The sequence below is a fragment of the Bradyrhizobium sp. 521_C7_N1_3 genome (assembly GCF_052075975.1).
Classification (GTDB): Bacteria; Pseudomonadota; Alphaproteobacteria; order Rhizobiales; family Xanthobacteraceae; genus Bradyrhizobium; species Bradyrhizobium japonicum.
In genome coordinates this window covers 7,017,922-7,044,325 of the sequence record NZ_CP197232.1, presented here as the reverse complement: position 1 = coordinate 7,044,325, position 26,404 = coordinate 7,017,922, and the positions used below count along the sequence as shown (strand labels likewise).

Annotated in this window: 24 protein-coding genes and 1 pseudogene; 14 read left to right on the top strand and 11 right to left on the bottom strand. The window is 65.1% G+C overall.

What is annotated here, in order from left to right; genetic code table 11:
* The first annotated feature begins 118 nt into the window (after positions 1-118).
* Positions 119-3,853: a tetratricopeptide repeat protein gene (locus AB7008_RS33350; protein WP_441260162.1), complete on the top strand. Its 3,735-nt coding sequence runs from the start codon at positions 119-121 to the stop codon at positions 3,851-3,853.
* Between the two features lie 81 nt (positions 3,854-3,934).
* Complete coding sequence (locus AB7008_RS33345) at positions 3,935-4,171, top strand: hypothetical protein (protein ID WP_041954750.1); 237 nt, start codon at positions 3,935-3,937, stop codon at positions 4,169-4,171.
* Between the two features lie 211 nt (positions 4,172-4,382).
* Here the strand turns inward: AB7008_RS33345 and fliP are convergent, their stop codons facing one another.
* Together fliP and AB7008_RS33335 are read right to left on the bottom strand one after the other, a co-directional pair.
* Positions 4,383-5,141: a flagellar type III secretion system pore protein FliP gene (gene fliP, locus AB7008_RS33340; protein WP_028158333.1), complete on the bottom strand. Its 759-nt coding sequence runs from the start codon at positions 5,139-5,141 to the stop codon at positions 4,383-4,385.
* Positions 5,138-6,118 carry a flagellar biosynthetic protein FliO gene (locus tag AB7008_RS33335; protein WP_441260161.1) on the bottom strand — a complete coding sequence of 327 codons (981 nt, stop codon included), beginning with the start codon at positions 6,116-6,118 and terminating at the stop codon, positions 5,138-5,140. Before AB7008_RS33335 ends, fliP begins: the two co-directional genes overlap by 4 nt.
* 351 nt (positions 6,119-6,469) lie before the next feature.
* Between AB7008_RS33335 and flgB the strand changes: the two genes are divergently transcribed.
* From flgB to atzF, 9 genes are all read left to right on the top strand, one after another.
* Positions 6,470-6,874, top strand: a complete 405-nt coding sequence (flgB, locus tag AB7008_RS33330; protein ID WP_014494019.1) for a flagellar basal body rod protein FlgB — start codon at positions 6,470-6,472, stop codon at positions 6,872-6,874.
* 94 nt (positions 6,875-6,968) lie between these two features.
* Positions 6,969-7,394 carry a flagellar basal body rod protein FlgC gene (gene flgC, locus AB7008_RS33325; RefSeq protein ID WP_441260160.1) on the top strand — a complete coding sequence of 142 codons (426 nt, stop codon included), beginning with the start codon at positions 6,969-6,971 and terminating at the stop codon, positions 7,392-7,394.
* A 16-nt stretch (positions 7,395-7,410) separates the two neighbouring features.
* Positions 7,411-7,719 (top strand): flagellar hook-basal body complex protein FliE, encoded by a 309-nt coding sequence (gene fliE, locus AB7008_RS33320; RefSeq protein ID WP_008142413.1) that lies wholly within the window; start codon positions 7,411-7,413, stop codon positions 7,717-7,719.
* Positions 7,720-7,859: 140 nt separating this feature from the next.
* Positions 7,860-8,123 (top strand): flagellar biosynthesis protein FliQ, encoded by a 264-nt coding sequence (gene fliQ / locus AB7008_RS33315; protein WP_014494021.1) that lies wholly within the window; start codon positions 7,860-7,862, stop codon positions 8,121-8,123.
* A gap of 17 nt (positions 8,124-8,140) precedes the next feature.
* Positions 8,141-8,911, top strand: a complete 771-nt coding sequence (gene fliR, locus AB7008_RS33310; protein ID WP_304490537.1) for a flagellar biosynthetic protein FliR — start codon at positions 8,141-8,143, stop codon at positions 8,909-8,911.
* Positions 8,912-8,918: 7 nt separating this feature from the next.
* Positions 8,919-9,998 carry a flagellar biosynthesis protein FlhB gene (flhB, locus tag AB7008_RS33305; protein WP_028158336.1) on the top strand — a complete coding sequence of 360 codons (1,080 nt, stop codon included), beginning with the start codon at positions 8,919-8,921 and terminating at the stop codon, positions 9,996-9,998.
* 154 nt (positions 9,999-10,152) lie between these two features.
* Entirely contained in the window at positions 10,153-12,735 is a 2,583-nt protein-coding gene (cckA, locus tag AB7008_RS33300; protein WP_041954759.1) for a cell cycle histidine kinase CckA, read from the top strand.
* A gap of 218 nt (positions 12,736-12,953) precedes the next feature.
* Positions 12,954-13,970 carry a Tim44 domain-containing protein gene (locus AB7008_RS33295; protein WP_028158338.1) on the top strand — a complete coding sequence of 339 codons (1,017 nt, stop codon included), beginning with the start codon at positions 12,954-12,956 and terminating at the stop codon, positions 13,968-13,970.
* Positions 13,971-14,139: 169 nt separating this feature from the next.
* A complete protein-coding gene (atzF, locus tag AB7008_RS33290) occupies positions 14,140-15,525 on the top strand; it encodes an allophanate hydrolase (RefSeq protein ID WP_441260159.1) in 1,386 nt (461 codons plus the stop codon).
* 9 nt (positions 15,526-15,534) lie between these two features.
* Here the strand turns inward: atzF and AB7008_RS33285 are convergent, their stop codons facing one another.
* From AB7008_RS33285 to AB7008_RS33270, 4 genes are all read right to left on the bottom strand, one after another.
* Entirely contained in the window at positions 15,535-16,260 is a 726-nt protein-coding gene (locus AB7008_RS33285) for a Crp/Fnr family transcriptional regulator (protein WP_028158340.1), read from the bottom strand.
* Between the two features lie 90 nt (positions 16,261-16,350).
* Complete coding sequence (locus tag AB7008_RS33280) at positions 16,351-17,190, bottom strand: ABC transporter ATP-binding protein (protein WP_304490536.1); 840 nt, start codon at positions 17,188-17,190, stop codon at positions 16,351-16,353.
* Between the two features lie 20 nt (positions 17,191-17,210).
* Positions 17,211-18,059: an ABC transporter permease gene (locus tag AB7008_RS33275; protein ID WP_441260158.1), complete on the bottom strand. Its 849-nt coding sequence runs from the start codon at positions 18,057-18,059 to the stop codon at positions 17,211-17,213.
* Entirely contained in the window at positions 18,050-19,051 is a 1,002-nt protein-coding gene (locus tag AB7008_RS33270; RefSeq protein WP_304490534.1) for an NrtA/SsuA/CpmA family ABC transporter substrate-binding protein, read from the bottom strand. The genes AB7008_RS33275 and AB7008_RS33270 overlap by 10 nt, the downstream gene beginning before the upstream one ends.
* Positions 19,052-19,374: 323 nt before the next feature.
* Here AB7008_RS33270 and AB7008_RS33265 point away from each other — a divergent pair, with 323 nt between their 5' ends.
* On the top strand, positions 19,375-20,049 hold the full coding sequence (locus tag AB7008_RS33265) for a lectin (RefSeq protein WP_304490533.1): 675 nt from the start codon (positions 19,375-19,377) through the stop codon (positions 20,047-20,049).
* Between the two features lie 198 nt (positions 20,050-20,247).
* A complete protein-coding gene (locus AB7008_RS33260; protein WP_248878708.1) occupies positions 20,248-20,955 on the top strand; it encodes a glutathione S-transferase in 708 nt (235 codons plus the stop codon).
* Positions 20,956-21,319: 364 nt separating this feature from the next.
* Here AB7008_RS33260 and AB7008_RS33255 read toward each other — a convergent pair whose 3' ends face one another.
* The 5 genes and pseudogenes from AB7008_RS33255 to AB7008_RS33235 all read right to left on the bottom strand — a co-directional run bounded on the left by AB7008_RS33255 (position 21,320) and on the right by AB7008_RS33235 (position 24,467).
* Positions 21,320-21,994, bottom strand: coding sequence for a methyltransferase family protein (locus tag AB7008_RS33255; RefSeq protein ID WP_304490532.1), 675 nt, complete (start codon positions 21,992-21,994; stop codon positions 21,320-21,322).
* Positions 21,995-22,074: 80 nt separating this feature from the next.
* A complete protein-coding gene (locus tag AB7008_RS33250; RefSeq protein ID WP_441260157.1) occupies positions 22,075-23,196 on the bottom strand; it encodes a helix-turn-helix transcriptional regulator in 1,122 nt (373 codons plus the stop codon).
* A 164-nt stretch (positions 23,197-23,360) separates the two neighbouring features.
* Positions 23,361-23,456, bottom strand: a pseudogene (locus AB7008_RS33245) (isoprenylcysteine carboxylmethyltransferase family protein); the annotation flags it as partial.
* Between the two features lie 110 nt (positions 23,457-23,566).
* Positions 23,567-23,737 carry a hypothetical protein gene (locus AB7008_RS33240; protein ID WP_304490530.1) on the bottom strand — a complete coding sequence of 57 codons (171 nt, stop codon included), beginning with the start codon at positions 23,735-23,737 and terminating at the stop codon, positions 23,567-23,569.
* A 256-nt stretch (positions 23,738-23,993) separates the two neighbouring features.
* On the bottom strand, positions 23,994-24,467 hold the full coding sequence (locus AB7008_RS33235; RefSeq protein WP_028158348.1) for a hypothetical protein: 474 nt from the start codon (positions 24,465-24,467) through the stop codon (positions 23,994-23,996).
* 246 nt (positions 24,468-24,713) lie between these two features.
* On the opposite strand from AB7008_RS33235, the gene AB7008_RS33230 reads away from it, so the two are divergent.
* Positions 24,714-26,369 carry a fumarate hydratase gene (locus AB7008_RS33230; protein WP_028158349.1) on the top strand — a complete coding sequence of 552 codons (1,656 nt, stop codon included), beginning with the start codon at positions 24,714-24,716 and terminating at the stop codon, positions 26,367-26,369.
* Positions 26,370-26,404: the final 35 nt, after the last annotated feature.

The following is a 26,404-nucleotide window of genomic DNA, read 5'->3' as shown; positions in this document are numbered from 1 at the left end:
TGCCGGGTGAATTCGTCATTACAGCATTAACAAGTCCTTAATTGGCAAAACCTACAGTCGACGGCACGGGCCGGCGCCAGTGCCGGCATGGACCGCCGAATTGGAAGAAACGCCGCCAATGGCGCAGAAGGCTGCCGCTGGATTTATGTCGCGAGCCCGCGCCTTGGCGCGAGGACTGTCGCGTCATGTCCGCAAGGCACCCGTGCTGGCGGCCTGCCTGCTCATCGGCCTCGGTGCGCCCGCCCGCGCCGCCGATGTGGTCCGGGGCGAGGCGACTTTCTCGGCCAGTGGCGGCTTTGCCCGACTGGTGATCAAGCTCGGCGAGGACGTTCCCTCCGAGGTGACGACGGCCGGCTCCATTCTCATCATTCGCTTCGACCGGGCGGTCGACGTTCCTGTCGATCGCGTTCCGGAAGGTGCGCCCGACTACGTCAATTCTGCCCGCCGCGATCCCGACGGCAGCGCCATCCGCCTGTCGCTGGCGCGGCGCGTCACCGTCAACACCATGAATGCGGGCGAGCGCACCTTCATCGATCTGTTGCCGGAGGGCTGGAAGGGGCCGCCGCCAAGCCTGCCCATGGACGTGGTCAAGGAACTGGCCGAGCGTGCGCGTGTCGCCGAACGCGCCTTGCGCGCCCAGCGCGCCGCGGCCGAGACCAAGAAGCGTCCGCAGATCCGCGTGCGCGCCTCGGTGCAGCCGACTTTCGTGCGCTTCGTGTTCGAGATGCCCGACGGCGTCGGCGTGTCCTCCGTGCTCAACGAGCAGAAGCTGACGCTTGCATTCAATGCCGGCCTCAATTTCGATCTGGCGGACGCCGTCGTCGCCGCGCCCCCGAACGTCGCTTCGATCAAGCAGAAGTCCGACATCGACCAGACCAGTGTCGAGATCGCACTGATCGGCGATTCGGACGTGCACTCCTTCCGCGACGAGAAGAATTACGTCGTCGACATCTCCTTCCAGCCCGACAAGGGCAAGACCGCCGCGACGGCTGAGGCGGTGATCGCGCAGGCAAAGCCCGTGGCCCAAAGCCATGGACCGGCTCCGGAAAAGCCGGCGGCCGAGAAGCCGAAGGAGGTCCATCGCGAGATCGCGCCGCCGACGTCCGAGACGATCGCGCGCGAAGCCAAGGTCGAAGCCAAGCCCGAGGTGAAGCCGGAAGCTCCGGCGGCGATGCCGCCGGTCGAAGCACCGAAGCCTGCGCCGGCTCCCGCGGCCGAAGCACCGCGTGCCGCGGAACCGCCCAAGGACGTGTCGAGGCCTGCGGCGCCGGCAACGGAAGCTGTGGTCGCGCCCGTCAAGCCCGCGGTGTCCGAAGTGCCCAAGGAGGTCGTGAAGGAGGCTACGAAAGAGCCGGTCAAGGACAGCGTCAAGGCCGCACCTGCCGAGGCGCCGGCCGCGCCGCAGCCCACCGTGGCCAGCGTCGATGTCCGCCGCGACAGCGATGGCTTGCGCGTGATCTTCCCGCTTCAGGTGGCAACGCCTGCGGCGGCGTTCCGCCGCGGCGATACGGTGTGGCTGGTGTTCGATACGCCGAAGCCGATCGACGTCGAAGCGATCCGCAGCCGGGGCGGTGCGATGATCGGCGAGGTCAGCCGCATGCCGCTCGACAAGGGGCAGGCGGTCCGCATCCGTCTCACCCGGCCGCTGGTCTACTCGCTGACGAGCGAGGAGGTCGGCAAGGAGACCAATTGGCTCCTGACGCTCGCCGACAAGATCCAGGCGACGCCGCTGCCGCTGATGATGTCGCGCAACATCACCGACCCCGCGCTCGCCAATATCGCGATCCCCTTCGCCAATCCGGGCCTGTTGCACAAGCTGACCGATCCCGACGCCGGCGACACGCTCTATGTCGTCACCGGGCAGCGGCCGGTGCGCGGCTTCATCAAGCGGCAGGATCTCGTCGATCTCTCACTGCTGGAATCCGCGCACGGCATCGCGATCCGGCCGAACTCCGACGAAGTCGGCGTCGAGGTCGGATCCGACAAGGTCATTCTCGGCAAGAAGGGCGGACTGACACTGTCGCCGGTCGATATCTCCGCCGAGCGGGCGCCGACCGCGGTGCGGCCGGTCTTCAGTCCGGAAGGCTGGCGCAAGGGCCAGTCGGAGGATTTCTGGACGCGCCAGGGCAGTCTGATCACGGCGATCGCGACCGTCGAGCCGGCGCAGCGTTCGCTGCCGCGGCTCGATCTCGCGCAGTTCTACATGTCGCGCGCGATGTACCACGAGGCCAAGTCGGTGACCGACCTGATGCTGGCCGATCCCCTCAACAAGGAGGAGAGCGGCGCGCTGATCATGCATGCGATCGCGAACATCCTGATCGGCCGGCCAGCGCAGGGCTTGAAGGACCTCGCCAATCCCGTGATCGGTAACAGCCACGATTCCCAGCTCTGGAAGGCGCTCGCCTATGCGCGCCAGGGCAAGTGGGCGGATGCGCGCGAGAAGTTCAAGAACGTCGAATTCGCCATCGCCTCGCTGCCGATCGACATCCAGCGCATCGTGACGATGGAGGCGATGCGCGCCTCGCTCGAGGTGAAGGATTATGCCGGCGCCTCCAAGCGCCGCAGCGAGATCGAGGTGGTCGGCATACCGCCCGAGGCGGCGCCCGGCTTCGCCGTGCTGCGCGGCCGGCTCGCCGAGGCCCTCGGCCACGACAAGGACGCGCTCGACGACTACAAATTCGCGGTCGCCTCGAACGATCGTCAGGCGGCGGCCGAGGCCAAGCAGCTCGAAGTGGCGCTGCGGCAGAAGCGCGACGAGATCAGCAAGGAAGACGCGCTGCGTGAGCTCGAGACGCTGTCGATGACCTGGCGGGGCGACTCGATCGAGGTCAAGACGCTCCAGATGCTGTCGCAGATATATGCCGAGAACGGGCGCTACCGGGACGCGCTCAGGGCGGCGCGCACCGCGACAAGGCTCCAGCCGAACGCCGAGGCCTCGCGTCAGGCGCAGGACCTCGCCTCCGACCTGTTCACGCAGATCTTCCTGGGGCCCAAGGGTGACGAGCTGCCGCCGGTCGAGGCGCTCGGAATGTTCTACGAGTTCCGCGAGCTGACGCCGATCGGCCGCCGCGGCGACGAGCTGATCCGCCGGCTCGCCGACCGTCTCGCCTCGATTGACCTGCTCGACCAGGCCGCCGAGCTGTTGCAGTACCAGGTCGACCATCGCCTCGAAGGCGCAGCCCGCGCCCAGGTCGCCGCGCGCCTGTCCATGATCTACCTCGCCAACCGCAAGCCCGACATGGCGATCTCGGCGCTGCGCGCGAGCCGCATCAGCGATCTCTCCGGCGAGCTGCGGCAGCAGCGGCTGCTGCTGGAGGCGCGCGCGCAAAGCGACGTCGGCCGCCACGATCTCGCGCTCGACATCGTCTCCAACGTTTCCGGGCGCGAGGTGCTCCGCCTGCGCTCCGACATCTTCTGGGCGGCGCGGCGCTGGCGCGAATCCGCCGAGCAGATCGAGCTCTATTACGGCGACCGCTTCCGCGACTTCAAGCCGCTCAACGCGGTGGAGAAGAGCGACATCATCCGTGCCGCCGTCGGCTATGCGCTCGCCGACGATTCGATCGGCCTGTCGCGCTTCCGCGAGAAATATGCGCCGCTGATGAGCGAGAGTGCGGACCGGGTCGCCTTCGACATCGCGAGCAAGCCGGCAGCGTCCTCCAGCGCCGAATTCGCCGAGATCGCCAAGCTCGCCGCCAGCGTCGACACGCTCGACGGCTTCCTGCGCGAGATGAAGCAGCGCTTCCCCGATGCCACCGCCCGCGCGCCGGCCTCGCCGCAAGCCAAGGACGAGGCCGACCACACCGGCTCGCTGCCCACGATCCCCGTCGTGCGACAGATCAAGATGACGCGGTAGGAACCCTGCTACCACAAGGCCTCTCGACAGGTGCCCGTTGAAGCGGCAACCTGCGCGTCTTCATGCCGGGAGAGCGTCGATATGAGCAAGCCTGCCAAGACCGAAGCCGAACTCATCGCCATGGCGCGGGCCGAATTGAAGGTCCATGCCGATGGTCCAGATGACCTCGTCATCTCGATCGTCCGCGACGGCGACGGCTGGGAATTCCGCGCCGATGCAAACCAGGCCGTGAGCGACAAGCCGGGCTTCCCCGAAAGCGTCGCCATGCTGGTGCAGATCGGCGATCACCTCAGCAGGCAGTATGACGTGAAGGGGTAGGGGCGCGCTGTCGACGCCGTCTCACTGTACGCCACGTTCTCGGTGTCATCGCCCGACGTGATCGGGCGATCCAGTATTCCAGAGACCGCAGTGATGAAATCGAAAGGCCGCGGCGTACGCCGCTAGGCTACGTCGGGCCCACAGGGGCGCTCGGCCGGCGTAGCTTCAGCGAAGACGGCAAGCCGGGGCATGACGGCGGATGGAGCGGCAGTTATCCGCCCCCGTAACTCTGCACCAGGCTTCCCGCCACCAGCGACCAGCCATCGACCAGCACGAAGAAGATCAGCTTGAACGGCAGCGAGATGGTTGCGGGCGGCAGCATCATCATGCCCATCGACATCAGCACGGAGGCGACGACGAGGTCGATGATCAGGAAGGGGAGAAACAGCAGGAAGCCGATCTCGAAGGCGCGCTTCAACTCGGAGATCATGAAGGCGGGGACGAGGATGCGCAGCGCGAGGTCATCCGGCGTGGCCGGCGGCGGCTCGCCCGAGAGATCGAGGAACAGCTTGAGGTCCTTCTCGCGCACGTTCTTCTGCATGAAGCCGCGCAGGGGGACGGAAGCGCGCTGGAGTGCGTCCTCGACGCCAAGCTGGTTGGCGACGAGCGGGCGGATGCCCTCGTCGTAGGACTTCTGCAGGACGGGTCCCATCACGAAGAAGGTGAGGAACATCGCGAGCGCGATGATCACCGAGTTCGGCGGCGCGGTCGCCGTGCCCATCGCGGTGCGCAGCAGCGACAAGACGACCACGATGCGCGTGAATGACGTCATCATGATCAGGATCGACGGCGCGATCGACAGCACCGTGAGCAGCGCGATGAGCTGGATCGCGCGCTCGGTGACGCCGCCGCCCCCCTGACCGCCGAGATTGATGCTGATGTCCTGCGCATGCGCAGGCATCGCGAGCGAAGCCGCGGCGATCAGGACAGAAAGAAAAACAACTCTACGCGGGAGGGCCGGCAGCCTCACGAAGACGGCTTCGGACGGCCGAGCAGCGAGGCCATCTCGTCTTCGAGATTTTCAAAGCTGGTCTTCTCCGCGGCCGGCTTTGCGGGCGGAGCCGGGGGGGCCGGCGGTTCGCTGCGTGCGGCGCGGGGCGGCGGCGGCGCGGGCGGCTCGGGCGCAACCGGAGGTGCGACCGTCTCGCCGGCCGGGCGGCGCAGCGCGGCTTCGAGCCGCTGCGCCATCTCGGCGAGATTCTGCTCGGCGTTCGAGGGCGCGGCAGGAGCGGGGGCCGGCGGCGGAACGGGCGGAGCCTGCGGCACGGGCGGGGAAGGCGGCGGCGGGGCCGCGCGCTCGGCCCGCACCGGGGGCACTTTCACCGGCTCGCTCTGCCGCGGGGGACGTGGCATCAGCGGAGGCTCGCTGCGGGCGATGCGCGGCGGAACCGGCTCGGGGCGCGCCTCGCGCTCGGGGCGCGGCGGCAGGATCGGCTCAGCCGGAAAGCCCGCCAGTGGCGGTTCGTTGCGGCGCTCGGCCAATGCGGGAGCGGGCCGGCGTACCTCGTCGGCGAAGGAGGGACGCGGCCGCGGCGGCGGCTCGGGCATTTGCGGTTCGGGATGATCGAGCAGCTCGGGCCGCGGGGCTTCTTCGGTCCAGTTGCTGGTATCGGGCATCGGGGCAAGGCGCGGCGGCTCGGCGGCATTTGAACGCTGCAGAAGCTGGTCGCGGCCGGACGCGGCCCGCACGATATTGGGCTCGACGACGATGTCGGTGGGACCGCCAATCATCAGGAGATGCTCGACATTGTCACGCCGGACCAGCACCAGGCGGCGCCGGCCATCGACCGCGGCGGCATCGATCACGGCAAGCCGGGGCATCCGGCCGCGCTGGGTGTTGGCACCGAGCCGGCTGGTGGCGAATCGGCGAACCAACCATGCGGCGACGCCGATCAACGCCAGAACGACGATGAACGCCACGATGAAGGTGATTGGGCTGCCTTGCATACTTGTCCCCGACAAATGGCGCTTTTCTCGTGCCCATGGTCAGACGCGCCAACCATCGACGTGGGATGCCCCAAAACTGCGATTTCTTAACGTCCCACGGCAAGTTTTGCCGTCCCCAACCCTTAATAACCCATGAATCGCTCGATCCAAAACGACTTCTTGGCCTGTGCATGGCCCGCCAAACGGTTGGGTTAATGCCGCTTTTGGATGCGTAGAATCACGGGGGGCGCAAAGTGGTGTTCCGTCAAGGGACATGCATCGACGCCATCTTTAACCACCTGTTAACCATACACGCGGCAAATTCTGCCTAGCTTCGGGCCTTTGGTCCGAGAGGCGGAAGGAGCCGCAACGATGTCTATCAACGACCTCCCGGAGCTGTCGGCGCTTCGCACCAAGATGCAGTGGCACCAGGAACGCCAGCGCGTCCTGTCCGAGAACGTCTCCAATTCCGATACGCCCAAATTCCGGCCACGCGACCTGGTCGAACCGAAGCTCGACAAGGCGGGGGCGGTCACGGGCTCGATGGGCCCCCTGGCGCTCACCCGCACCAGCGGCTCCCACATGACGCCGTCAGGTGCTGCCTCGGCGTTCGACCAGAACAGGAATGCAGGTTTCGAGACCCGTCCCGCGGGCAACGCGGTCAATCTCGAGGAAGAGATGATGAAGGCCGCCAGCAACCAGATGGACTATGCGGCGGTGACCTCGCTGTATTCCAAGAGTCTGCGTCTGCTCAAGACCGCAATCGGCAAAGGCTAGGGCATGATCCGGAAAAGTGTGCAGCGGCTTTCCCTCGCGACAAACGCGGAGCGTTTGCGCGGAGATCATGCTCAAGAGCTAAGGGAAGCGCATCATGGCGAATGACAGCAGCGACTTTGCCCGCTCGATGGCGATCGCGACCTCCGGCCTGCGCGCGCAGGCCGGGCGCATGCGGGTGATCTCGGAGAACATCGCGAACGCGGATTCGACCTCGCAGACATCAGGCGGCGATCCCTACCGGCGCAAGGTGCCGACCTTCTCCTCCGCGCTCGACCGCACGCTCGACGCGCAGGTCGTCGCCCTCGGCCGGATCAAGCCGGACCAGTCGAACTTCCGCACCAAATTCGAGCCGAACAATCCGGCCGCCGATGCGACCGGCAACGTCAAATATCCAAACGTGAACTCGGTGGTCGAGATGACCGACATGCGCGACGCGCAGCGGTCCTACGAGGCCAATCTCAACATCATCAGTGCGACGCGCCGGATGATCCAGCGCACGCTCGACATCCTCAAGAGCTGAACAGGACATTTGAGCCATGGCATCACCGACAATCGCAGCCAATGCTTATGCCAACCTCGCCCGCGTGCTGGAGAACAGCGGCGCCGGCAAGGGCAGCGAAGCGAGCGGGCAGTCCTTCGCGTCGCTCCTGAAAGACGCCGTCGGCAGCGTCATGGAGTCCGGCCGCAAGTCGGACGCGCAGACGGTGGCGATGGCCGCCGGCAAGGCCAACGTGATGGACGTGGTGACGGCGGTCGCCGACACCGACGTCGCGGTGTCCACGCTGGTCTCGGTCCGCGACCGCGTGATCGCGGCATACGAAGACATCATGAAGATGCCGATCTGATTGATCCTAGTCATTCCGGGGCGCGACGAAGTCGCGAACCCGGAATCCATGGTGCTACCGACGATGCCGCTGGATGGATTCCGGGTTCTCGCTTCGCGAGCCCCCGGAATGACGACAAACAATCGAGAGTGAGAATTCACATGACCGGACCTGAAACCCTCGACGTCGCGCGTGATGCGATCTGGACCATCGTGATCGTGTCGTCGCCGCTGATGGTGGTCGGCCTCGTGGTCGGCGTCGTCGTGTCGCTGTTCCAGGCGCTGACGCAGATCCAGGAACAGACGCTGATCTACGTGCCGAAGATACTGGCCATCTTCGCCACGATGCTGCTGGCGCTGCCGTTCATGGCCGACGCACTCCATTCCCACATGATGCGGATCTCGTCGCGAATCATCGGCGGCTGAGGCACAATGCGCCCGACATGCGCATCGACGTCTCGCTGCTGCCGGCGCTCGCCGCTTCCTTCATGCTCGCCTTCGCCCGGGTCGGTGCGATGGTGATGCTGTTGCCGGGGCTGGGCGAGACCAACATTCCGACGCGGATCAAGCTGGCGATCGCGCTGCTACTCACGCTGATCATCCTGCCGCTGCATCGTAACGCCTACCAGGTCGACATGGGCTCGATCGCGCCGCTGCTGGTTATGATGCTGCATGAGATCGTGATCGGCATCGTGCTGGGGGCGACCGCGCGCGTGACGTTGTCGGCGCTTCAGGTCGCGGGCGCCGTGATCGCGCAGCAGATGGGGCTCGGCTTCGTCACTTCGGTCGATCCGACACAGGGACAGCAGGGCGTGCTGGTCGGCAATTTCCTGACCATGCTCGGGGTGACGCTGCTGTTTGCCACCGACAGCCATCATCTGGTGATCGCCGCGCTGAACGACAGCTACACGATCTTCGCGCCCGGGGAGACCGTATCGAGCGGCGACGTCGCTTCGCTGGCGACGCGCGCCTTTGCCGCCGCGTTCAGCCTGGGCTTGCAGCTTTCCGGACCGTTCCTGGTGTTCGGCCTCGTCTTCAACATCGGGCTCGGTGTGCTGGCGCGGCTGATGCCGCAGATGCAGGTCTATTTCGTCGGCGTGCCGCTGTCGATCTTCGCGGGCTTCCTGGTGCTCGCTGTGGTGCTCACCGCGATGATGGGCACGTATCTCGACTATTTCATCGGTGTCATGCACCAGATGATGCCGCTCAAATAGGTGATCGATGGCAGACGACAACGATCCCGACAGTCAAACAGAAGACCCGACACAAAAGCGTCTCGAAGAGGCGCTCGAACGCGGCGACGTCGCCAAGAGCCAGGAGATCAACACCTGGTTCATGATCGCGGGCGGCACGCTCGTGGTCTCCACCTTCTCGGGCTCGGTGGGCAGCGGGCTGGTGACGCCGATGCGCAACCTGCTTGCTAATTCCTGGATGATCAAGACCGACGGCAGGGCTCTGCTCGCGCTGATGCAGCAGATCGAGGTCGCCGTGCTCGCGGCGGTCGGCGTGCCCCTGCTGATGCTGGTGCTGGCGGCGATTGCCGGCAACGTGCTCCAGCACCGCCTGGTCTGGTCGGCCGAATCCCTGAAACCCAAATTCAGCAAGCTGTCACCGGCCGAGGGCTTCAAGCGCATCTTCGGCAAGCAGGCGGCCGCGAACTTCCTCAAGGGGCTCGGCAAGCTGGTCGTGCTCGGCGCGGTCATGACCGTGGTCCTGTGGCCGGAGCGCCATCGCATGGAGGCGATGGTCAGGCTCGATCCGGCCGCCATGCTGGGCGCCAGCACCAGCCTGACGATTCATCTGCTCGGCGCGGTGGTCGCGGCGCTCGCGATCATCGCCATCGGCGACTATTTCTTCCAGTATCGCAGCTGGTTCCAGCGGCAGAAGATGTCGCTCCAGGAGATCAAGGAAGAGTTCAAACAGTCCGAAGGCGACCCGCACATCAAGGGCAAGCTCCGGCAATTGCGCCAGCAGCGCTCCAAGAAGCGCATGATGGCGGCGGTTCCCAAGGCCTCCGTGATCATCACCAACCCGACCCACTATTCGATCGCGCTGTCCTACGAGCGCGGCATGTCGGCGCCGATCTGCGTCGCCAAGGGCGTCGACAACCTCGCCTTCAAGATCCGGGAGATCGCGCGCGAGCACGACATCCCGATCGTCGAGAACGTGCCGCTCGCCCGCGCGCTCTATGCTACCGTCGAAATCGACCAGGAAATCCCGACCGAGCACTACCATGCGGTCGCCGAGGTCATCGGTTACGTGATGCGGCTGAAGCACGGATTCGGTGCCGGACGCGGATAAAATGCCCGAAAAGTACCGGAAATGGCCGTAATCTGGGAATCAGCATACCTTTCGCCCTTGCTGCCCTTGCGCCTGCGGGTCCGATTCAGGCAGGGAGGACCCCACGCGCCCCGTAGCGCGTTGATTCTCTGCCGACAGGCTGTGCCAGCTTGAAATGACTGCCGAGACCGACCACGACCTCACACGCGAGCCCGTTGCGGCGCACGAGCCGTCGCCGCGCTCGGGCAGCATTGCGCTAGTGCTCCTGGTGGCCGCCGGCCTCGTCGCCGTCGCCGTCGGGCTGATGACGCTCGGGCGCGCGCAGGCGCAGCCCTATATCCTCGGCATCCTCGCCGTGCTGGCGATGGTCGGCCTGTTCAACCTGTTCGCCTTCGCCGCCGGCATCATCCGCTTCGTCGACCGCAGTCTCGACGATCCCGTGATGGGGCGCATTGCCGACCACGCCTTCGACGGCCTGGCCGTGACCGATCCCCGCGGCCACGTGGTCTATTCCAACGCCGCCTATCTGACGCTCACCGGCGCAAGCGGACCGCAGGAGGTGCGGCCCGTGGAGCGCGTCTTCATCGGCAACCCCGACGTCTCCGAAGCCGTGTTCCGGCTGCTCAAGGCCGCGCGCGAAGGAAAACGGCAGCAGGAAGAGGTGCGCATCTCCGGCCATGACGGCAGCCAGGGCCGCTGGCTGCGCATGCGGGTGCGTCCGCTCGGCACCGGGAAGCGCGAGGCGAAATACGCGGTGTGGTCGATCGCCGACATCACCCGCGACCGCGAGCGCCAGGAGGACGTGTTCCAGGAACTCCAGCACGCGATCGAATATCTCGATCACGCGCCCTGTGGCTTCTTCTCGGTCAATCCGGCCGGCGAGCTCGCCTATGTCAACGCGACGCTGGCGAACTGGCTCGACTACGATCTCGCCGAGATCGGCTCGGGCGGGCTGAAGCTCACCGATATCGTCTCCGGCGACGGCGCCTCGCTGCTCACCGCGATCGTGGCGGTGCCGGGCGAGGTGAAGACGGAAGTCTTCGACATCGACCTGCGCATGCGCACCGGCAAGACCATGCCGGTGCGGCTCTATCACAAGCTCGCCTTCGGCGCCGACGGCGCGCCCGGGCCGTCGCGCACGCTCGTCATCAGCCGCGCCCGCGACGAGCGCAGCGATCCCGACCGCGCCGCCGAAGTGCGCTTCATGCGCTTCTTCGACCACACCCCGATGGCGATCGCGACCGTCGACCGCGGCGGCAACGTCGTGCGCGCCAACGCGCGCTACGCCAAGCTCGGGCAGGCCCTCGGGCTCGACAGCGCCAGCAAGTCGATCTTCCGCGCGGTCAATTCGCGCGACCGGCACCTCTTGATCACGGCCATCAACCAGGCCGCGGAAGGCCAGGCCGACGTCGCGCCGGTCGAGGTGGCGCTCGAAGGAACCAAGGAGCGCTGGGGCCAGTTCTTCGTCACGCCGGTGGATGCCGCCGAGAACGACGCCGAAGCCGCCATCGTGCACATGCTCGAGACCACCGAGCGGCGCGCCCTGGAGAACCAGATCAACCAGTCGCAGAAGATGGAGACGGTCGGCCAGCTCGCCGGCGGCATCGCCCACGACTTCAACAACGTGCTCTCCGCCATCATGATGGCGAACGACTTCCTGCTGAACGCGCACAAGCCGACCGATCCGTCGTTCCAGGACATCATGCAGATCAAGCAGAACGCGACGCGCGCCGCGACGCTGGTGCGGCAGTTGCTGGCGTTCTCGCGGCGGCAGACGCTGCGGCCGCAGGTGCTCGACCTCGGCGATGCGCTGTCCGATCTCGCCATGCTGCTGCGCCGGCTGATCGGCGAGAAGGTCAAGCACGAGACCATCCACGGCCGCGACCTCTGGCCGGTGAAGGTCGACGTCTCCCAGTTCGAGCAGGTGATCGTCAACCTCGCGGTGAACGCGCGCGACGCCATGCCCGACGGCGGCAAGCTGATCATCCGCACCGCCAATGTCACCGCGGAAGAAGCGGCCAAGCTCGCCTACAAGGGCATGCCGGCCGCGGACTATGTGCGGATCGAGGTCGCCGACACCGGCACCGGCATCCCCGCCGATATCCGCGACAAGATCTTCGAGCCGTTCTTCTCGACCAAGGAAGTGGGCAAGGGCACCGGCCTCGGGCTCTCCACCGTCTACGGCATCGTCAAGCAGACCGGTGGCTTCATCTACGTGGACTCGGAACCGGGGCAGGGGACTTCGTTCCATATCTTCCTGCCGCGCCATCACGCCGAGCCCGAGGTGCAGGAGCAGCCCGCGGCAGTGGTCGGCGGGGCCAATGGCGCCGCGAAGGAGACCGCACCTGCGGCGGCGGAGGCCAAGCCGCGCACCGATCTCACCGGACAGGGCACCATTCTTCTCGTTGAGGACGAAGAGGGCCTGCGCGCGCTGAACGCACGCGGCCTGCGCTCGCGCGGCTACACCGTGGTCGAGGCCGAGAACGGCGTCGAGGCCATGGAGGTCCTGGAGGAGCAGAGCGGTGCGATCGATCTCGTCGTCTCCGACGTCGTGATGCCCGAGATGGACGGCCCGACGCTGCTGAAGGCGATGCGCGAGAAGAATCCCGACATCAAGTTCATCTTCGTCTCCGGCTATGCCGAGGACGCCTTCGAGAAGAGCCTGCCCGAAGGCCAGCAATTCGACTTCCTGCCAAAGCCGTTCACGCTCAGCCAGCTCGTGGCGGCCGTGAAGGAGACGATGGCAAAGGCGGGATGAGGGCGCACGCTCGTCACGTTCTCCGCAATGACGGGGAAAAAGTGGAATTCGCCTCGTAAACCCGCCGGTAACCCGCGACCGCGGTTCCTCAGCGCTCCCGGCCAAACCCCCGCCAAATATGGGCTTTTGCCACATCCCCGCGACTGAGGGCCGCAGCCATAAGTTCCGAAACCGGCTTCACTTTTCGGGAAGTCTGCCCATCTTAGGAGCACGTCCCCATGCCGGGGATTTGGGAAACGCACATGACTTTCTCGCAACGCTCCCGCACTCTCTTCAAGACCCTCGCCGTCATGCTGGCGCTTGCGCTGCCGACTGCGCTGGTGATTTCGTCCGCCGACGCCCGCGTCGGTGGTGGCATGTCGTCGGGTTCGCGCGGCTCGCGCACTTATTCAGCGCCGCCTTCGACCACGACCGCGCCGGGCTCGACCTCGCAGTTCAACCGGACCTACACCCAACCGGGTGCCGGCATGAACTCGGCTGCGGCTGCGCCCGCGCGCGGCGGCCTGTTCGGCCGCGCCGGCGGCTTCATGGGCGGCCTTGCGGCTGGCTTCCTCGGTGCCGGCCTGCTCGGCATGCTGTTCGGCGGCGGCCTGTTCGGTGGCCTCGGCGGCCTGTCGTCGATCCTGGGCCTGATCATCCAGATCGTGCTCGTGGTGCTCGTGGTGCGACTGGCGATGTCGTGGTGGCAGCGCCGGCATACGCAGCAGGCGGCCTATGCCAATGCTGATGCAGGTGCCGGTCCGGGACCGCAGACGAACTATCGCAGCGGCCTCGGTGGCGGTGGCCTCGGAGGTGGACTTGGTGGCTTCGGCTTCGGCGCCAACAACGCACCGCTCGAGATCAAGCCTGATGACTATGAGGCATTCGAGCGCCTGCTCGGCGATGTCCAGACCGCCTGGTCGAACGAGGACGTGGCCAAGCTGCACACGCTCGCGACGCCGGAAATGGTCTCCTATTTCGAGCAGGACCTCGGCCAGAACCGCGCGCGCAACGTCGTCAACAAGGTGACCAACGTCAAGCTGTTGCAGGGCGACCTCGCGGAAGCCTGGCGCGAAGGCGAGACCGAATACGCCACGGTGGCGCTGCGCTTCGCCCTCACCGACAAGACGCTGGACCGCAACAGCGGCGCGGTTGTCGCCGGCAGCGAGCAGCCGGGCGAGGCGACCGAGATCTGGACCTTCGCCCGCCGTCCGGGCAGCGGCTGGGAATTGTCGGCGATCCAGCAGACCAACTGATCGTACGCGGATTAAGGACAAGGGCGTCGTGCTTCTGCACGGCGCCCTTTTTCTTTGAGCCGCTGATATCCTGATACGGCCGACCATTTTGCGCGAAGCACTTAATTGCTTGTTGCCCGCGCAGAGCTCCCGCAATTTCGCGCCTGCCGGTTAGAGAGGGAGATATTCGGTGAGCCAGTCTGTCGCGCGCTCCAGGACAAATCACGAAACCATTGCCGGGAATTCGTCCCCGCCGCTGGAGGCGATCGAAGCGGCGTATGACCGGATCGAGGCCGAGCGCGACCGCAATTGCTGGATCTATCTCCGCCCGCGGGAGGAGGCGCTCGAAGCATGCCGGAAGCTCGTGGCGCGCGCGCGGACGGGCGAAAATCTTCCGCTGCTCGGCATTCCCTTTGGTGTGAAGGACAATATCGATGTCGAGGGAATGCCGACCACTGCCGCATGCCCGGCGTTCAGCTACACGCCCTGGCATTCCGCGCACAGCGTCGAACGCCTCACCGCGGCCGGCGCAATTTGCCTCGGAAAGACCAATCTCGATCAGTTCGCCACAGGCCTGTCCGGTGCGCGTTCGCCCTATGGCCCCTGCGCGTCGGTTGCCGATGCGCGCTATATTGCGGGCGGCTCCAGTTCCGGGTCCGCGGTCGCCGTGGCGGCCGGGCACGTCGCGTTCGCGATCGGCACCGATACCGGCGGGTCCGGCCGCATACCTGCCGGCTTCAACAACATCGTCGGAATCAAGCCGACCGTTGGGCTGGTGTCATCGCGCGGGCTGGTGCCGAATTGCCCGACGATCGATTGCGTCTCGGTATTCTGCAACACCGTCAGCGACGGCGAGGCGATCATCGAAATCATCGAAGGGTTCGATTTCGAGGATCCCTACAGCCGCTTGCCCAGGGCCTTTTCCTTCGCCACGGGAACGGTGCCATCCTTCCGCTTCGGCCGCATCGCGTCCGCCGATCTCGAATGCTTCGGCATGCCGGAATGCGGCGAGCTCTATGAGCGTGCCTGCGAGCGTTTCACGCAGATCGGGGGAACGGCGATCGAGGTGGACTTCGCGCCGTTCCGCCAGGCCGGCGAGTTGATGTTCAGCGGGCCCTGGGTCGCGGAGCGGCACTCGGCCATCGCTTCGCTGATGGACATCGATTCCGGCTCCCTGCTCGATGTCACGAGGACCGTGCTGGGCTCGGCCGCCGGCTATTCAGCGATCGACACATTTGGTGCCATTCACCGTTTGCACCGGCTTCGCCGCGACGCCGAGGCGATCTTTGCGGGTATCGATGCGCTGGTGGTCCCGACCGCACCGCGGCCGTTCACACTGGAGGAGATGGATCGCGATCCGATCACCCTCAACAATCGCCTCGGCTACTACTCGTACTTTGCCAATCTGCTCGATCTCTGCGGCGTGGCGGTTCCGAACGCGACATTGCCGAACGGCATGCCCATGGGCGTGACCCTGCTGGCGCCGGCTTGGCATGATCGCGCGCTGATCGGACTGGCGCGGCGGTTCGAGGCCAGTGCAGGCCGAGCGGCGTTCGAATTGAAGTCTAGCGGCTGAAGGCGGAATCTATTCCATCTCTTGCTCGAGCATCGAAAGATTCAGGATCGAGATCACGGATCTGTCGTACCTGATCACGCCTTCCTCTTGGAGCCGTGCGAGCTGTACTGTCACCCATTGGCGGGTGGATCCGATGAGATTGGCGAGATCGCCGTGGGTAAACGGCATCCCGATGACGATCTCGCCGCCGCGCTTCACGCCGTAGACGTGCGACAGGAAGATCAGCAGGCTATGCAGCCGCTCGGTCACCGAGCGCGTCCCGAGCATCTGGGCCATCGCCGAATAGCATCGCGCCTTGAATGCCAGGGCATCCAGCAAGGCGACGGCGATCGCCGGCGATTCCAGCGCAAGCCGCCGCAGCGCCAGTCCCGGCATGAACGTCAACAGGCTGGGTTCGGCCGCAACCGATGACCACATGTGCGGGCCCGTTCCGAATATATCGGGGCCGCCGACGAAGTTGCCGGGAAACCAGTAGGCGAGCGTGACCTCGCGCCCCGACGGCGCCGCATAGTAGCTGCGTATGCGTCCCTCGCTGATCAGGTAGATCCCAGCCTGTGTGTCGCCCTGAGACCAAACCAGTTGGCCGGCTTCCAGGGCCTTCTCGCGTCCGATCGCACGCAACCGATTGCAATCAGCCCGGTTGAGACCGTCCAGCAAGCCGGGCAGCGGCCTGACGAGATTGTCCGACTCCGCCAGCATCACGCCTGCCGCTATCGCGCTATTGGCCCTGTGCATCGCCGGCTCCACTGTGAGACCCGGCATCGATTATTCAAGAACCATGCCAGCGTGCTGCGGGCTGCTTCTCGATTTCCAAGTTCTGGGCGATCAGCTCACGTCCGACTGATTGAATGCCCGCAACCCTTCTGCGCGGATGACGTCGAGACAATCCTTCTTGAGGGAAAGATAGGTTGGCTCGACCATGACAGAACTCGACCGCGGGCGCGGCAGCTTGACCGCGACTTCGCGCAGGATGCGGCCGGGCCCCGCGCTCATGATGAGAACGCGGTCGGCCAGCACGATGGCTTCATCGATGTCATGCGTGACGAACACGATCGTCGCCTTGATCCGGTCGCGCAGCTCGAGCAGGTTGTCCTGCATCACCGCCCGGGTCTGCGCATCGAGGGCCCCGAAGGGCTCGTCCATCAGCAGCACGCGGGGCTGATTGGCCAACGCTCGCGCGATCGCTACGCGCTGTTGCATGCCCCCGGACAGCGTGTTCGGATAGGCGTCGGCGAAACGCTTGAGACCGACCATCGCGATCAGATCGTCGGCGATGGCATTCGCTTCCATCCTGGACTTCCCAAGCATCCTGGGGCCATGGGCGATGTTCCTGCGGACCGACTTCCAGGGGAAAAGATGCGGCTGCTGGAACACCATGCCGACATCGGGGCGCGGGCTGTAGACACGCGAGCCCTCTACCAGGATGTCGCCTTCAAACGGTACTTCCAGTCCGGCGATCGTATTGAGCACCGTCGATTTGCCGCAGCCGGAGGGCCCGACGATGCAAACGAACTCGCCGGGCGCCACGTCAAAGGACACGCGATCCACCGCGATGGTCTGCCCGCGGCGGGTGTCAAAAACGATGCTCAGGTTTGAGACTTGAATGGCCGGTTGTTTCCGCGCCGGTTCGACGGAGGCCGGCGAACTTGCCAGAGCCAGTTTCATGATCGATCGAGCTCCCGACATCAACGCCACCAGACAGTACGTTCCGCAAGAGCCGAAAACAGCCGGTCGGCAGCGAACGAAATCAACCCGAGCGCTGCGAGCCCGCCCATGACCTGGCCGGTTTGCAAATTCTGCTGCGCGATCTCGATCCTGTAGACAATGCCAGCGAAAGCGCCTGCGAGTTCGGCCGCGACAAGCGTGTAAAACGAGATGCTGACGGCGGTGCGCAACCCGACCACGATGTATGGAAGCGCGCCCAGCAGCACGATCTCCTGGAGCATCTGCCGCCGGGGCGTGCCGAGCATCAACGCCGCCCGGATCAGGCCGCGGTCGACCTTCTGCACGCCGATGTGGGTCGAAAGCCAAACCGTGAAGAACACGCCCCATACGACCAGGAACAGTTTTCCTGCCTCCGACAGGCCGAACCAAAGGATGACGATCGGCACGAAAGCAATCGGTGGAATTGGCCGCAGGATATGGAATAGCGGGGACAGCAAGCTCGAAACAACAGGGAATTGGCCGGTGAGGATACCGAGCAGGATACCGAGCGCGCCGCCCAGGATGAACCCCGTGGTGACGCGAAAGAGGCTGGCCAGCAGATCGCCAAGGAACTGTCCGCTTCGTATCCACTCAAGGACCGCCGCAGCAACCACCGTCGGCGGCGGAAACAGCACCATGTTGACGGCCCCGGAACGGGAGACCAGTTCCCAGAGGCCGACGAACAGCGGAAGCGAAAGCGCCCCGACCAGAATATTGAGGCGGCGTAGACGAGCTGAATCCGGCCGCCGACCGCGACCGCCAGTGCGGAGGGCAATCTCCTGTCCTGCTGAAGCGCCGTCCTGCATGGCCGTGCGGGTGCCTATTTCCACGAGAGCGTGACGCGTGCGGGGTCGACCTTCTTCAGCGGCTCGGCGACGACGACCTTGCTGAAGTCGGGCATCACCGCTCCCGGAGGATGGTTGCCGCTCTCAAGGCGCCATGCGGAGTGGGTCTTGAGAATCTCGATCAGCCGGTCGTCGAGACGCACCCGGTAAACATAGTCGGCCCAGATCGGAGCGAGGTCGTCCCGCTTCATGCCGACCGCTTCCGCCACGACCGTGATCGCTTCATCCTGGTGTGCCTTCATCCAGACCTCGGCGTCGATCAGCGCGGCGATGAACTTCCCAACCAGCGCCGGGTTGGCATCCAGATAGGTCCTCATGACAACGATGTTGAACGTTTCGGAGTAAGTGCCCTTTGTATCGAGTTCAGCGGCGGCTTCGCCGAGGGCCTTCTTGGCGTTGGCGATGTGGGGTTCCCAAGTGTCGATTGCGTCGATGCTTCCGGCTGCAAGCGCCGGCAGCATCTCCTGCGGCCGCAGATTGACGAGGGTGACATCCTTGGGAGTCAATCCAGCCGACTTCAGCAACGTCGCCGTGTAGACCTCGCTGCCGGTGCCGGCAGTGAATCCGATTCGCTTGCCGCGCAGGTCTGCCTTGGTCTTGACGCCGGCCTTGGCCGCGACGACCGTCTTGAGGTCGGAATATTCCATGCCGGCGACGAAGGCGATGGGCTGGTTTGCCATCGCCGAAGCGGTGACCGGCGCCTCCGCCGTTGTCGCGATGTCGGCGCCGCCCCCGATCACGGTGTCCAGGCATTGCTTGCCGGACGTGAAGTTCGAGACCGTGATGTCCAGTCCGTGCTTTTCAAAAATCCCCTTGGATTTGGCGATGATCGCAAGGCCGGAGATCGGCGCGAGGTTTTGCGCAAGCCGGGCTTTGAGCAATTCCGCGGCCGCGGCGCAGCCCGGACTGATGGCAAGGCAGCAAAGCGCGGCATAGCCGGCAATTGCCGCAATTGGGCGGACGGTGTTCCAGTGCATGACGATCTCCCCTCGCGCCGCGCCCGGCGGCAGCCCCGATGTGATCGCGGATGCCGCCCTGAACGGCCCCACAGCAGACTCCCGCGTCCTCTCCTAGGCGATCTCTTGAGGATCGGCCCCACGTTGGTATGCTCGCCCGGCGCTACGGTCTCGGGAAGCAATTAATCGACATGGCCCTCGGGGCGACCGGTCGTGCGCCGCCGCTCGAGCTGATGCGCGTGCGGCGGATGGCCGCTGGAATAATGTCTGTCGCGACGGGTTCATGTCAGCGGATCAAAGACCGTCCAGCCAGGCGCAATCGCAGGAACAATCGGGAGGATAGGATGAGCATTATTGCCAGGGTCATCGTGCCAGCAGGCGTTGCGCTCGCGGTCTTCGCAAGTCCATCGGTGCGGGCGCAGTCAGCCGACATGACGTTCTTCGTGACCTCGAGCGGCCCGGGCAAGGGCGCCGACCTCGGCGGCCTGGAGGGAGCCGATGCGCAGTGCCAGAAGCTGGCGCAGGCCGGCGGCGCCGGCGCCAAAACCTGGCGCGCCTATCTCTCGGTGCAGGCCGCTGACGGCAAGCCTGCCGTCAATGCCAAGGACCGCATTGGCAAGGGACCGTGGCAGAATGCCAAGGGTGCGGTGATTGCCAAGGACGTTGCCGACCTGCACGGCGCGGCCAATAATCTCACCAAGCAGACCGCGCTCAGCGAGAAGGGCGAGGTCATCAACGGCGCCGGCGACACGCCGAACCGGCACGATATCCTCACGGGATCGCAACCGGACGGCACCGCTTTTGCCGCGGGTGACGACAAGACTTGCAGGAACTGGACGTCGAGCACGCAGGGCGCGGCGGTCGTCGGCCATGCCGATCGCAAGGGCCTGCGCGACGACGAGCCGTCAAAGTCCTGGAACAGCTCTCACCCCTCGCGCGGTCCCGACGGTGGCTGCTCGCAGGCCGATCTGAAGAGCACGGGCGGCGACGGCCTGCTGTATTGTTTCGCGGCGAATTGAGTTAGGGCGCGCAGCTCTCTCCCCGCGTCATTGCGAGCGTAGCGAAGCAATCCAGACTGTCTCCGCGGAAAGATTCCGGATTGCTTCGCTACGCTCGCAATGACGGAGTATGTGTGCCGCCGTTCCGTCTCGCTCTCACGGAATCTTCGGCCGCATGCTACATTGGTCCGACCGCTTCCACGCTCACGGACCCCTCCCATGAAATACGAGCTCTACTACTGGCCCGAGATCCAGGGCCGCGGCGAATATGTGCGGCTGGCGCTGGAGGAGGCGGGGGCGGCTTATGTCGACGTCGCGCGGGGGGCGCGCGGAACAGCTGCCATGATGAAGATGATGGACGCGCATGGCGGCACACCGCCTTTTGCGCCGCCGTTCCTGAAGGCGGGCAAGCTCGTCATCGGCCAGACCGCCAACATCCTGCTCTATCTCGGCGCCCGTCATGGGCTCGCGCCGAAGACGGAAGCGGGCAAGCTTTGGGTGCACCAGCTTCAGCTCACCATCACCGATCTCGTGGGCGAGATCCACGACACCCATCATCCGCTCGGGCCTTCGATGTACTATGAAGATCAGAAGGCACCGGCGAAGAAGCGCACGGCCGAGTTTTGGGACGAGCGCGTGCCGAAATATCTCGGCTATTTCGAAGAGCTTCTCGCCGATAATGGCGGTGTCTATGTCACCGGTCGCAGGCTGACTTACGTCGATCTCTCGCTGTTCCAGATCGTCGCCGGGCTGCGCTACGCCTTCCCCAAGCGCATGAAGGCGTTCGAGGGAAATATCCCGGGCCTCGTCGATCTGCATGACCGCATCGCCGCGCGGCCGAACATCAAGGCCTATCTGGCGAGCGCGCGCCGGATCCCCTTCAACGAGCAGGGCATCTTCCGCCGCTATCGCGAGCTCGATGGCTAGAGCGTTTTCGAGCGAAGTGGATACCGGTTCGCGTGAAGCAAACGCGTCGAAATAAGAAACTCTAGCCGGTCCGGACGGAGGCTGGCGGCAGCCCCCGTTCCCGACCGGCCGTTTCAGGCGCGATCAATCGCCCGAACGCGTCGTGGCTCCCGAGCGGCGCTAAAGGCCTCGGAGCCACTCGATCGTCTGAAGAGTCGGAAACGAGAGCGAGATCAAGCTCGTCGGGGCAGGGGGGCTTGCAGAACACCGTCGCGTCTCCCGTAGTGGCTGCGGGGCTCCCTCTAGCGAGGTTCGGTTGCGGCGACGTCAGTCGATCGGAGGAGAGAAAACGCTTTTCCGTGCAGGGCCGAAGGGAGTGATGCCCTCACCACACGCCGGGTAGCAGGCGATAGCGCACGCGCGTCATATAGTTGGAATAGCCCGGCAGGCCCTCGCGCAGCGTGCGCTCCTCGATGCCGATGCGGACAGCAAACAAAACGACGATGACCGGCGCCATCACGAGGCCCCACCACGAGCCCAGCAGCAGCGGCACGCCTGCGAAGAACAGGATCATGCCGCTGTACATGGGATGGCGCACATGCGCGTAAGGCCCCGTCGAGACCACGCGTTGCGCGCGGTCGGCCTGGAGCTTCACCACGGGCGCGGCGAACGAGTTCTCGCGGAACACCCACAGGATGAACAGCGTCGACAGGACGAACAGCACGAGACCGAGCGCCTGGAATGCGACGGGCATATCGGAGAATTGCGTGCGCCGGTCGAGCCCCATCGCAGCCAGCCAAGCCAGCATCGCAATGACGAAGACGATCATGAAGGCCTTGTCGGCGGCAGGCTGGTCCTTTTGCAGGACCGGCCGCAGACGTTCGGCGAGCAGCGCCGGATCGACCCGATAAAGCCACCAGCCGCAGAGCGGGCCGAGCAGGGCGCAGGTGGCGAGGAACACCCAGGCCGAAGGCCAATGCATCGTCCCGGCGCAAGCGAACAGCAGCGCGCCCATACCGGCGGTGGTGATCGTGTTCTGCAACAGCAGTTTTGCGATCATGTTCGATCTGGTTCAGTCATACGCCGGTGCATTGACAACATTGTTCGGGCAAACATGCGGCCGGTGCGACAGGATTGGCTTCAGATCTTGATGGGCGATGTAAAGGCCGCCACCAGCCGAACCAGATCCGCCTGTCGTTTGGTTCCCGTCTTCGTGAAGATCCTGGTGAGATGGGTCTTGATCGTCGTTTCGGCGATGCCCATGCTTCTCGCCACGTCGGGAACCCCGCCGATTTCGACGATGGCCAGGAAGACGCGCAGCTCGGCCGGCGTCAGCTTGAAGAGCTTCCGGATGAGGTCAGGCGCGACGATCGTCTCGAGCGCTGCCTTGCTGACGAACAGGACGGCACAGGCCTCATAGCTGGCCCCGAACATTTGCCGGCGTCCAGCGGTGAGCGGCAGGAGATTCCCGACATAATGCGAGCCGTTGCGGGCCGTCAGATGCAGTGGGATGTTCGCGCGCATCATCGACCGGTCGCCGAGAGCCGTGCCCGCCAGTGCCTGCCGCAGCATCCGATCTGCATTCAGGTCCGACGTCACGAGCCGGCCATGAACCGAACGAAGGACGTCGGCCTCGTCCAGAATCTCTCTCGCGCTTGCATTGGCGTGCGTGACATGACCGTCGGCATCGAGCAGCAGAACGGCGGTGCGCAGAGCGTCGAGCGTGCGGACCGACGTCATCTCCAATGCATTCTGCTGCTGCAGCTTCTGTCTGACGAGCATGGCCCGTTGCATGTGTGGCGTGAGGTGAGAGATGGTCTGATACATTCTGCGATCGACCGGACCGCCGCCCTTCATGATCGAGAGGCGGGATATTCCCTCGACAGACTTGCCGATCAGGATGTTGGCGGCGTCCTCGAGCCCCTGCGGCCGCGCCCATTCGTTGTAGAATGTGGTCGTCCGGAATTCGTCGACGTCGATCCAGTCCCTGATCGTCTGGATTTGGCCGACCGCGGCGTGGAGCACGCTGCGCGACGGATCGAATGGCTCGTAGGTTTCGATGTAGGACTGAACATAGGCGGGTTCGACACCGACGGCATGCGAGATCACTGCCTCGCCGGCTGCCCCGATCCAGACCAGACCGCCACTCTGGCCGCCCGCAAGGTCGACGATGCTGCCAAGTGTCGCCGTCCATCGGGAATCGTCGAGCGCTGCATCGCAAATGTCCGCCACCAGCGAGAGCAGCTTTTCATTCAGTTCCATAGGCGTGTCCATGAACGGATGGATGGGCTCGTTCGGCCCCACAGATGAGCACGCCGGATGTGGAAATTTGATGAGCCGGATCACATTTGAAGACGCTCTCGCAGCCTTGGCGGGCGCTGAGCGAGGTGCCGGGAGGAACGAGCCGGACGGAAGTGGCGCGGTCAGGCCGAAGGCCAGTGCATCGTTCCGGCGGAAGCGAACAGCAGCGCGCCCATGGCCGCGGCGGTGATCGTGTTCTGCAACGGCAATTTTGCGATCATGCGCAGGTCAACCGCGCACGATATTGGTCCCGCTATCCGGCGAAGATGCGGCCGGACACGCGAAAAGCCCGATCGACCGGATCGGGCGTTTCATCTTTGACCGGCCCTGATCAGGCGAGCTGATCGATCCGCGTGCCCTGACCCGGCGGCAGCGGCGCGGGCGGCGGCGGCTTGTAGGTCGGGTCGTTGTCCTTGGTCGTCTGGTCGTCCTGCTGCTTGGTCGTGTCGTAGCTCGGCACCACGATCGCGATCGGCGGCGGCGCAACGGTAGAGACGCTCATCCACAAATCCTCACACATGGAAACAATCGACCTTGCGCTGCGAGGAGCGAAGCTTCCGTCAAGCCAATCGTTAAAATGCGAGGGAGTTGGTGCGGTGGGATGCGGTTCCTGGTCCCGCGAATGCGCGATCTGAGAGGACCGCGGCTCTCTCATCATTGCGAGCGCGGCGAAGCAATCCAGACCGTCACCGCGGAGGGATTCTGGATTGCTTCGCTTCGCTCGCAATGATGGAGCGCGTGGAAAGAGTGAGTGTCGTCTACTCGTCCTTGCCGCGCGTGATCGCGATGGACGCATCCGTCTTGGTACGGGTGCATTCCATGTTGAGCCGGCGGTAGCGCATGACGATCTTGTCGCCGCGCAACAGTCCCATCCGCTTCAGGCAGCGTGTCGCGCCCGTCGTGGTGTCGTCCTTCGTGACGGTGAAGACGATCGCCGCCATCGACCCCACGAGTGAAAAGAACTCCGGCGTCGGTTTGCGATCGCCCTTGGCATAGAGCTCGATGGAATATTTGTCGCCGCGGCAACCCACGGACAGCTCCTTGGCCGCGGGGTGCGAGAGGTAGACGATGTTGGCGGCCCGGAAATTCACCTTGAGGCGCTCGACCTGGTTGGCCAGCTCCTTGGCGCTGTCGTCGCAGCGATCCGCGCGGGCAGGCGAGGCGAGGGTCACAAGGCCGGTGATGGCGGCGGCGACCAGGATCGCGCCGCGGACGTTCAGTTTGAAAATCATGATGAAAAGCCCCTTAGGCCGCGCATTCAACCTTCGTCGCGCGCCGAGCGCAAGGGGTGCACCCAGCGCCTGCCGGGGACGGTCATCGCCACCTGGCTTCCGGCCGACGCCAACCAAAAAGGGCCGTTGTGACGCCGAATCGGGATGCCTCGGCCGCGCCAGAACGCCTTCCATTCGCGGCAAAAAAGCTTAGAACGCTTCTACGCTTAGAGGCCCGCGAGGGCTCCAAAACCCCGAGATTTGCCCATGAACGCTCCCACCGCCTTCCCCGATCCCGCAAAACCCGTTCCGCCCTACAAGCACACCCCGCTGTTCCCGTTGGGCAAGGACGAGACGCCCTACAAGAAGATCACGGCCGAGGGTATCAGGGTCGAGAAGGTCCTGGGGAAGGACATGCTGGTGGTGTCGCGCGAGGCGCTGCGGGCGCTGTCGGAGGCGGCTTTCGGCGACATCAACCACTATCTGCGCCCCGGCCATCTGAAGCAGCTCCGCGCCATCCTGGAGGACGGCGAGGCGAGCCCGAACGACAAGTTCGTCGCGCTCGACTTCCTGAAGAACGCCAACATCGCTGCCGGCGGCGTGCTGCCGATGTGCCAGGACACCGGCACCGCGATCATCATGGGCAAGAAGGGCTGCAACGTCATCACCGACGGTGACGACGAGGCGGCGCTGTCGGAAGGCGCGCGCGACGCTTACCTGCGCCGCAATCTGCGCTACTCGCAGGTCGCGCCCTTGTCGATGTACGAGGAGAAGAACACCGCCAACAACATGCCGGCGCAGTGCGAGATCTACGCCGAGGGCGACGACGCCTACAAGTTCATGTTCATGGCGAAGGGCGGCGGCTCTGCCAATAAGAGCTTCCTGTTCCAGGCCACGCCCTCGGTGCTGACCAAGGACCGGCTGCTCGCCTTCCTGAAGGAGAAGATCCTGACGCTGGGCACCGCGGCGTGCCCGCCCTATCACCTCGCCATCGTGATCGGCGGCACCTCGGCCGAGCTCTGCATGAAGACGGTGAAGCTCGCCTCGGCCCGCTATCTCGACGCGCTGCCGACCCACGGCTCGCCCGACGGCAACGCCTTCCGCGATGTCGAGATGGAGCAGGAAATCCACAAGATGACGCAGTCACTCGGCGTCGGCGCGCAGTTCGGTGGGAAGTATTTCTGCCACGACGTGCGCGTGATCCGGATGCCGCGCCACGGCGCCTCGCTGCCGATCGGGCTCGGCGTGTCCTGCTCGGCCGACCGCCAGGTGCTCGGCAAGATCACCAAAGACGGCGTCTATCTCGAAGAGCTCGAGCACAATCCGGCGCAATATCTGCCGCAGGTCGAGCAGTCGCTCGGCGGCGAGGTCGTCAAGATCGACCTCAACCAGCCGATGAAGGACATCCTGGCGACGTTCTCGAAGTACCCGACCAAGACGCGGGTCTCGATGACCGGCACCATGATCGTCGCGCGCGATAGCGCGCATGCCAAGCTGCGCGAGCGCCTCGAGAGGGGCGAGCCGCTGCCGGACTATTTCAAGAACCATCCGGTCTACTACGCCGGTCCCGCCAAGACGCCCGAGGGCTACGCCTCCGGCGCGTTCGGCCCGACCACCGCGGGCCGCATGGATTCCTTCGTCGACCAGTTCCAGGCCGCCGGCGGCTCGATGGTGATGGTGGCCAAGGGCAACCGTGCGCCTGCCGTGCGCGAGGCCTGCAAGAAGTATGGCGGCTTCTATCTCGGCTCGATCGGCGGTGCGGCTGCGAACCTCGCCGAGCACTGCATCAAGAAGGTCGAGGTGCTCGAATATCCCGAGCTCGGCATGGAAGCGATCTGGCGCATCGAAGTCGTCGATTTCCCGGCGTTCATCATCATCGACGACAAGGGGAATGACTTCTTCAAGGAATTGAATCTGGGCTAATCAAGCTCGCCCACCGTCCGCCGGTCCCGGACCGG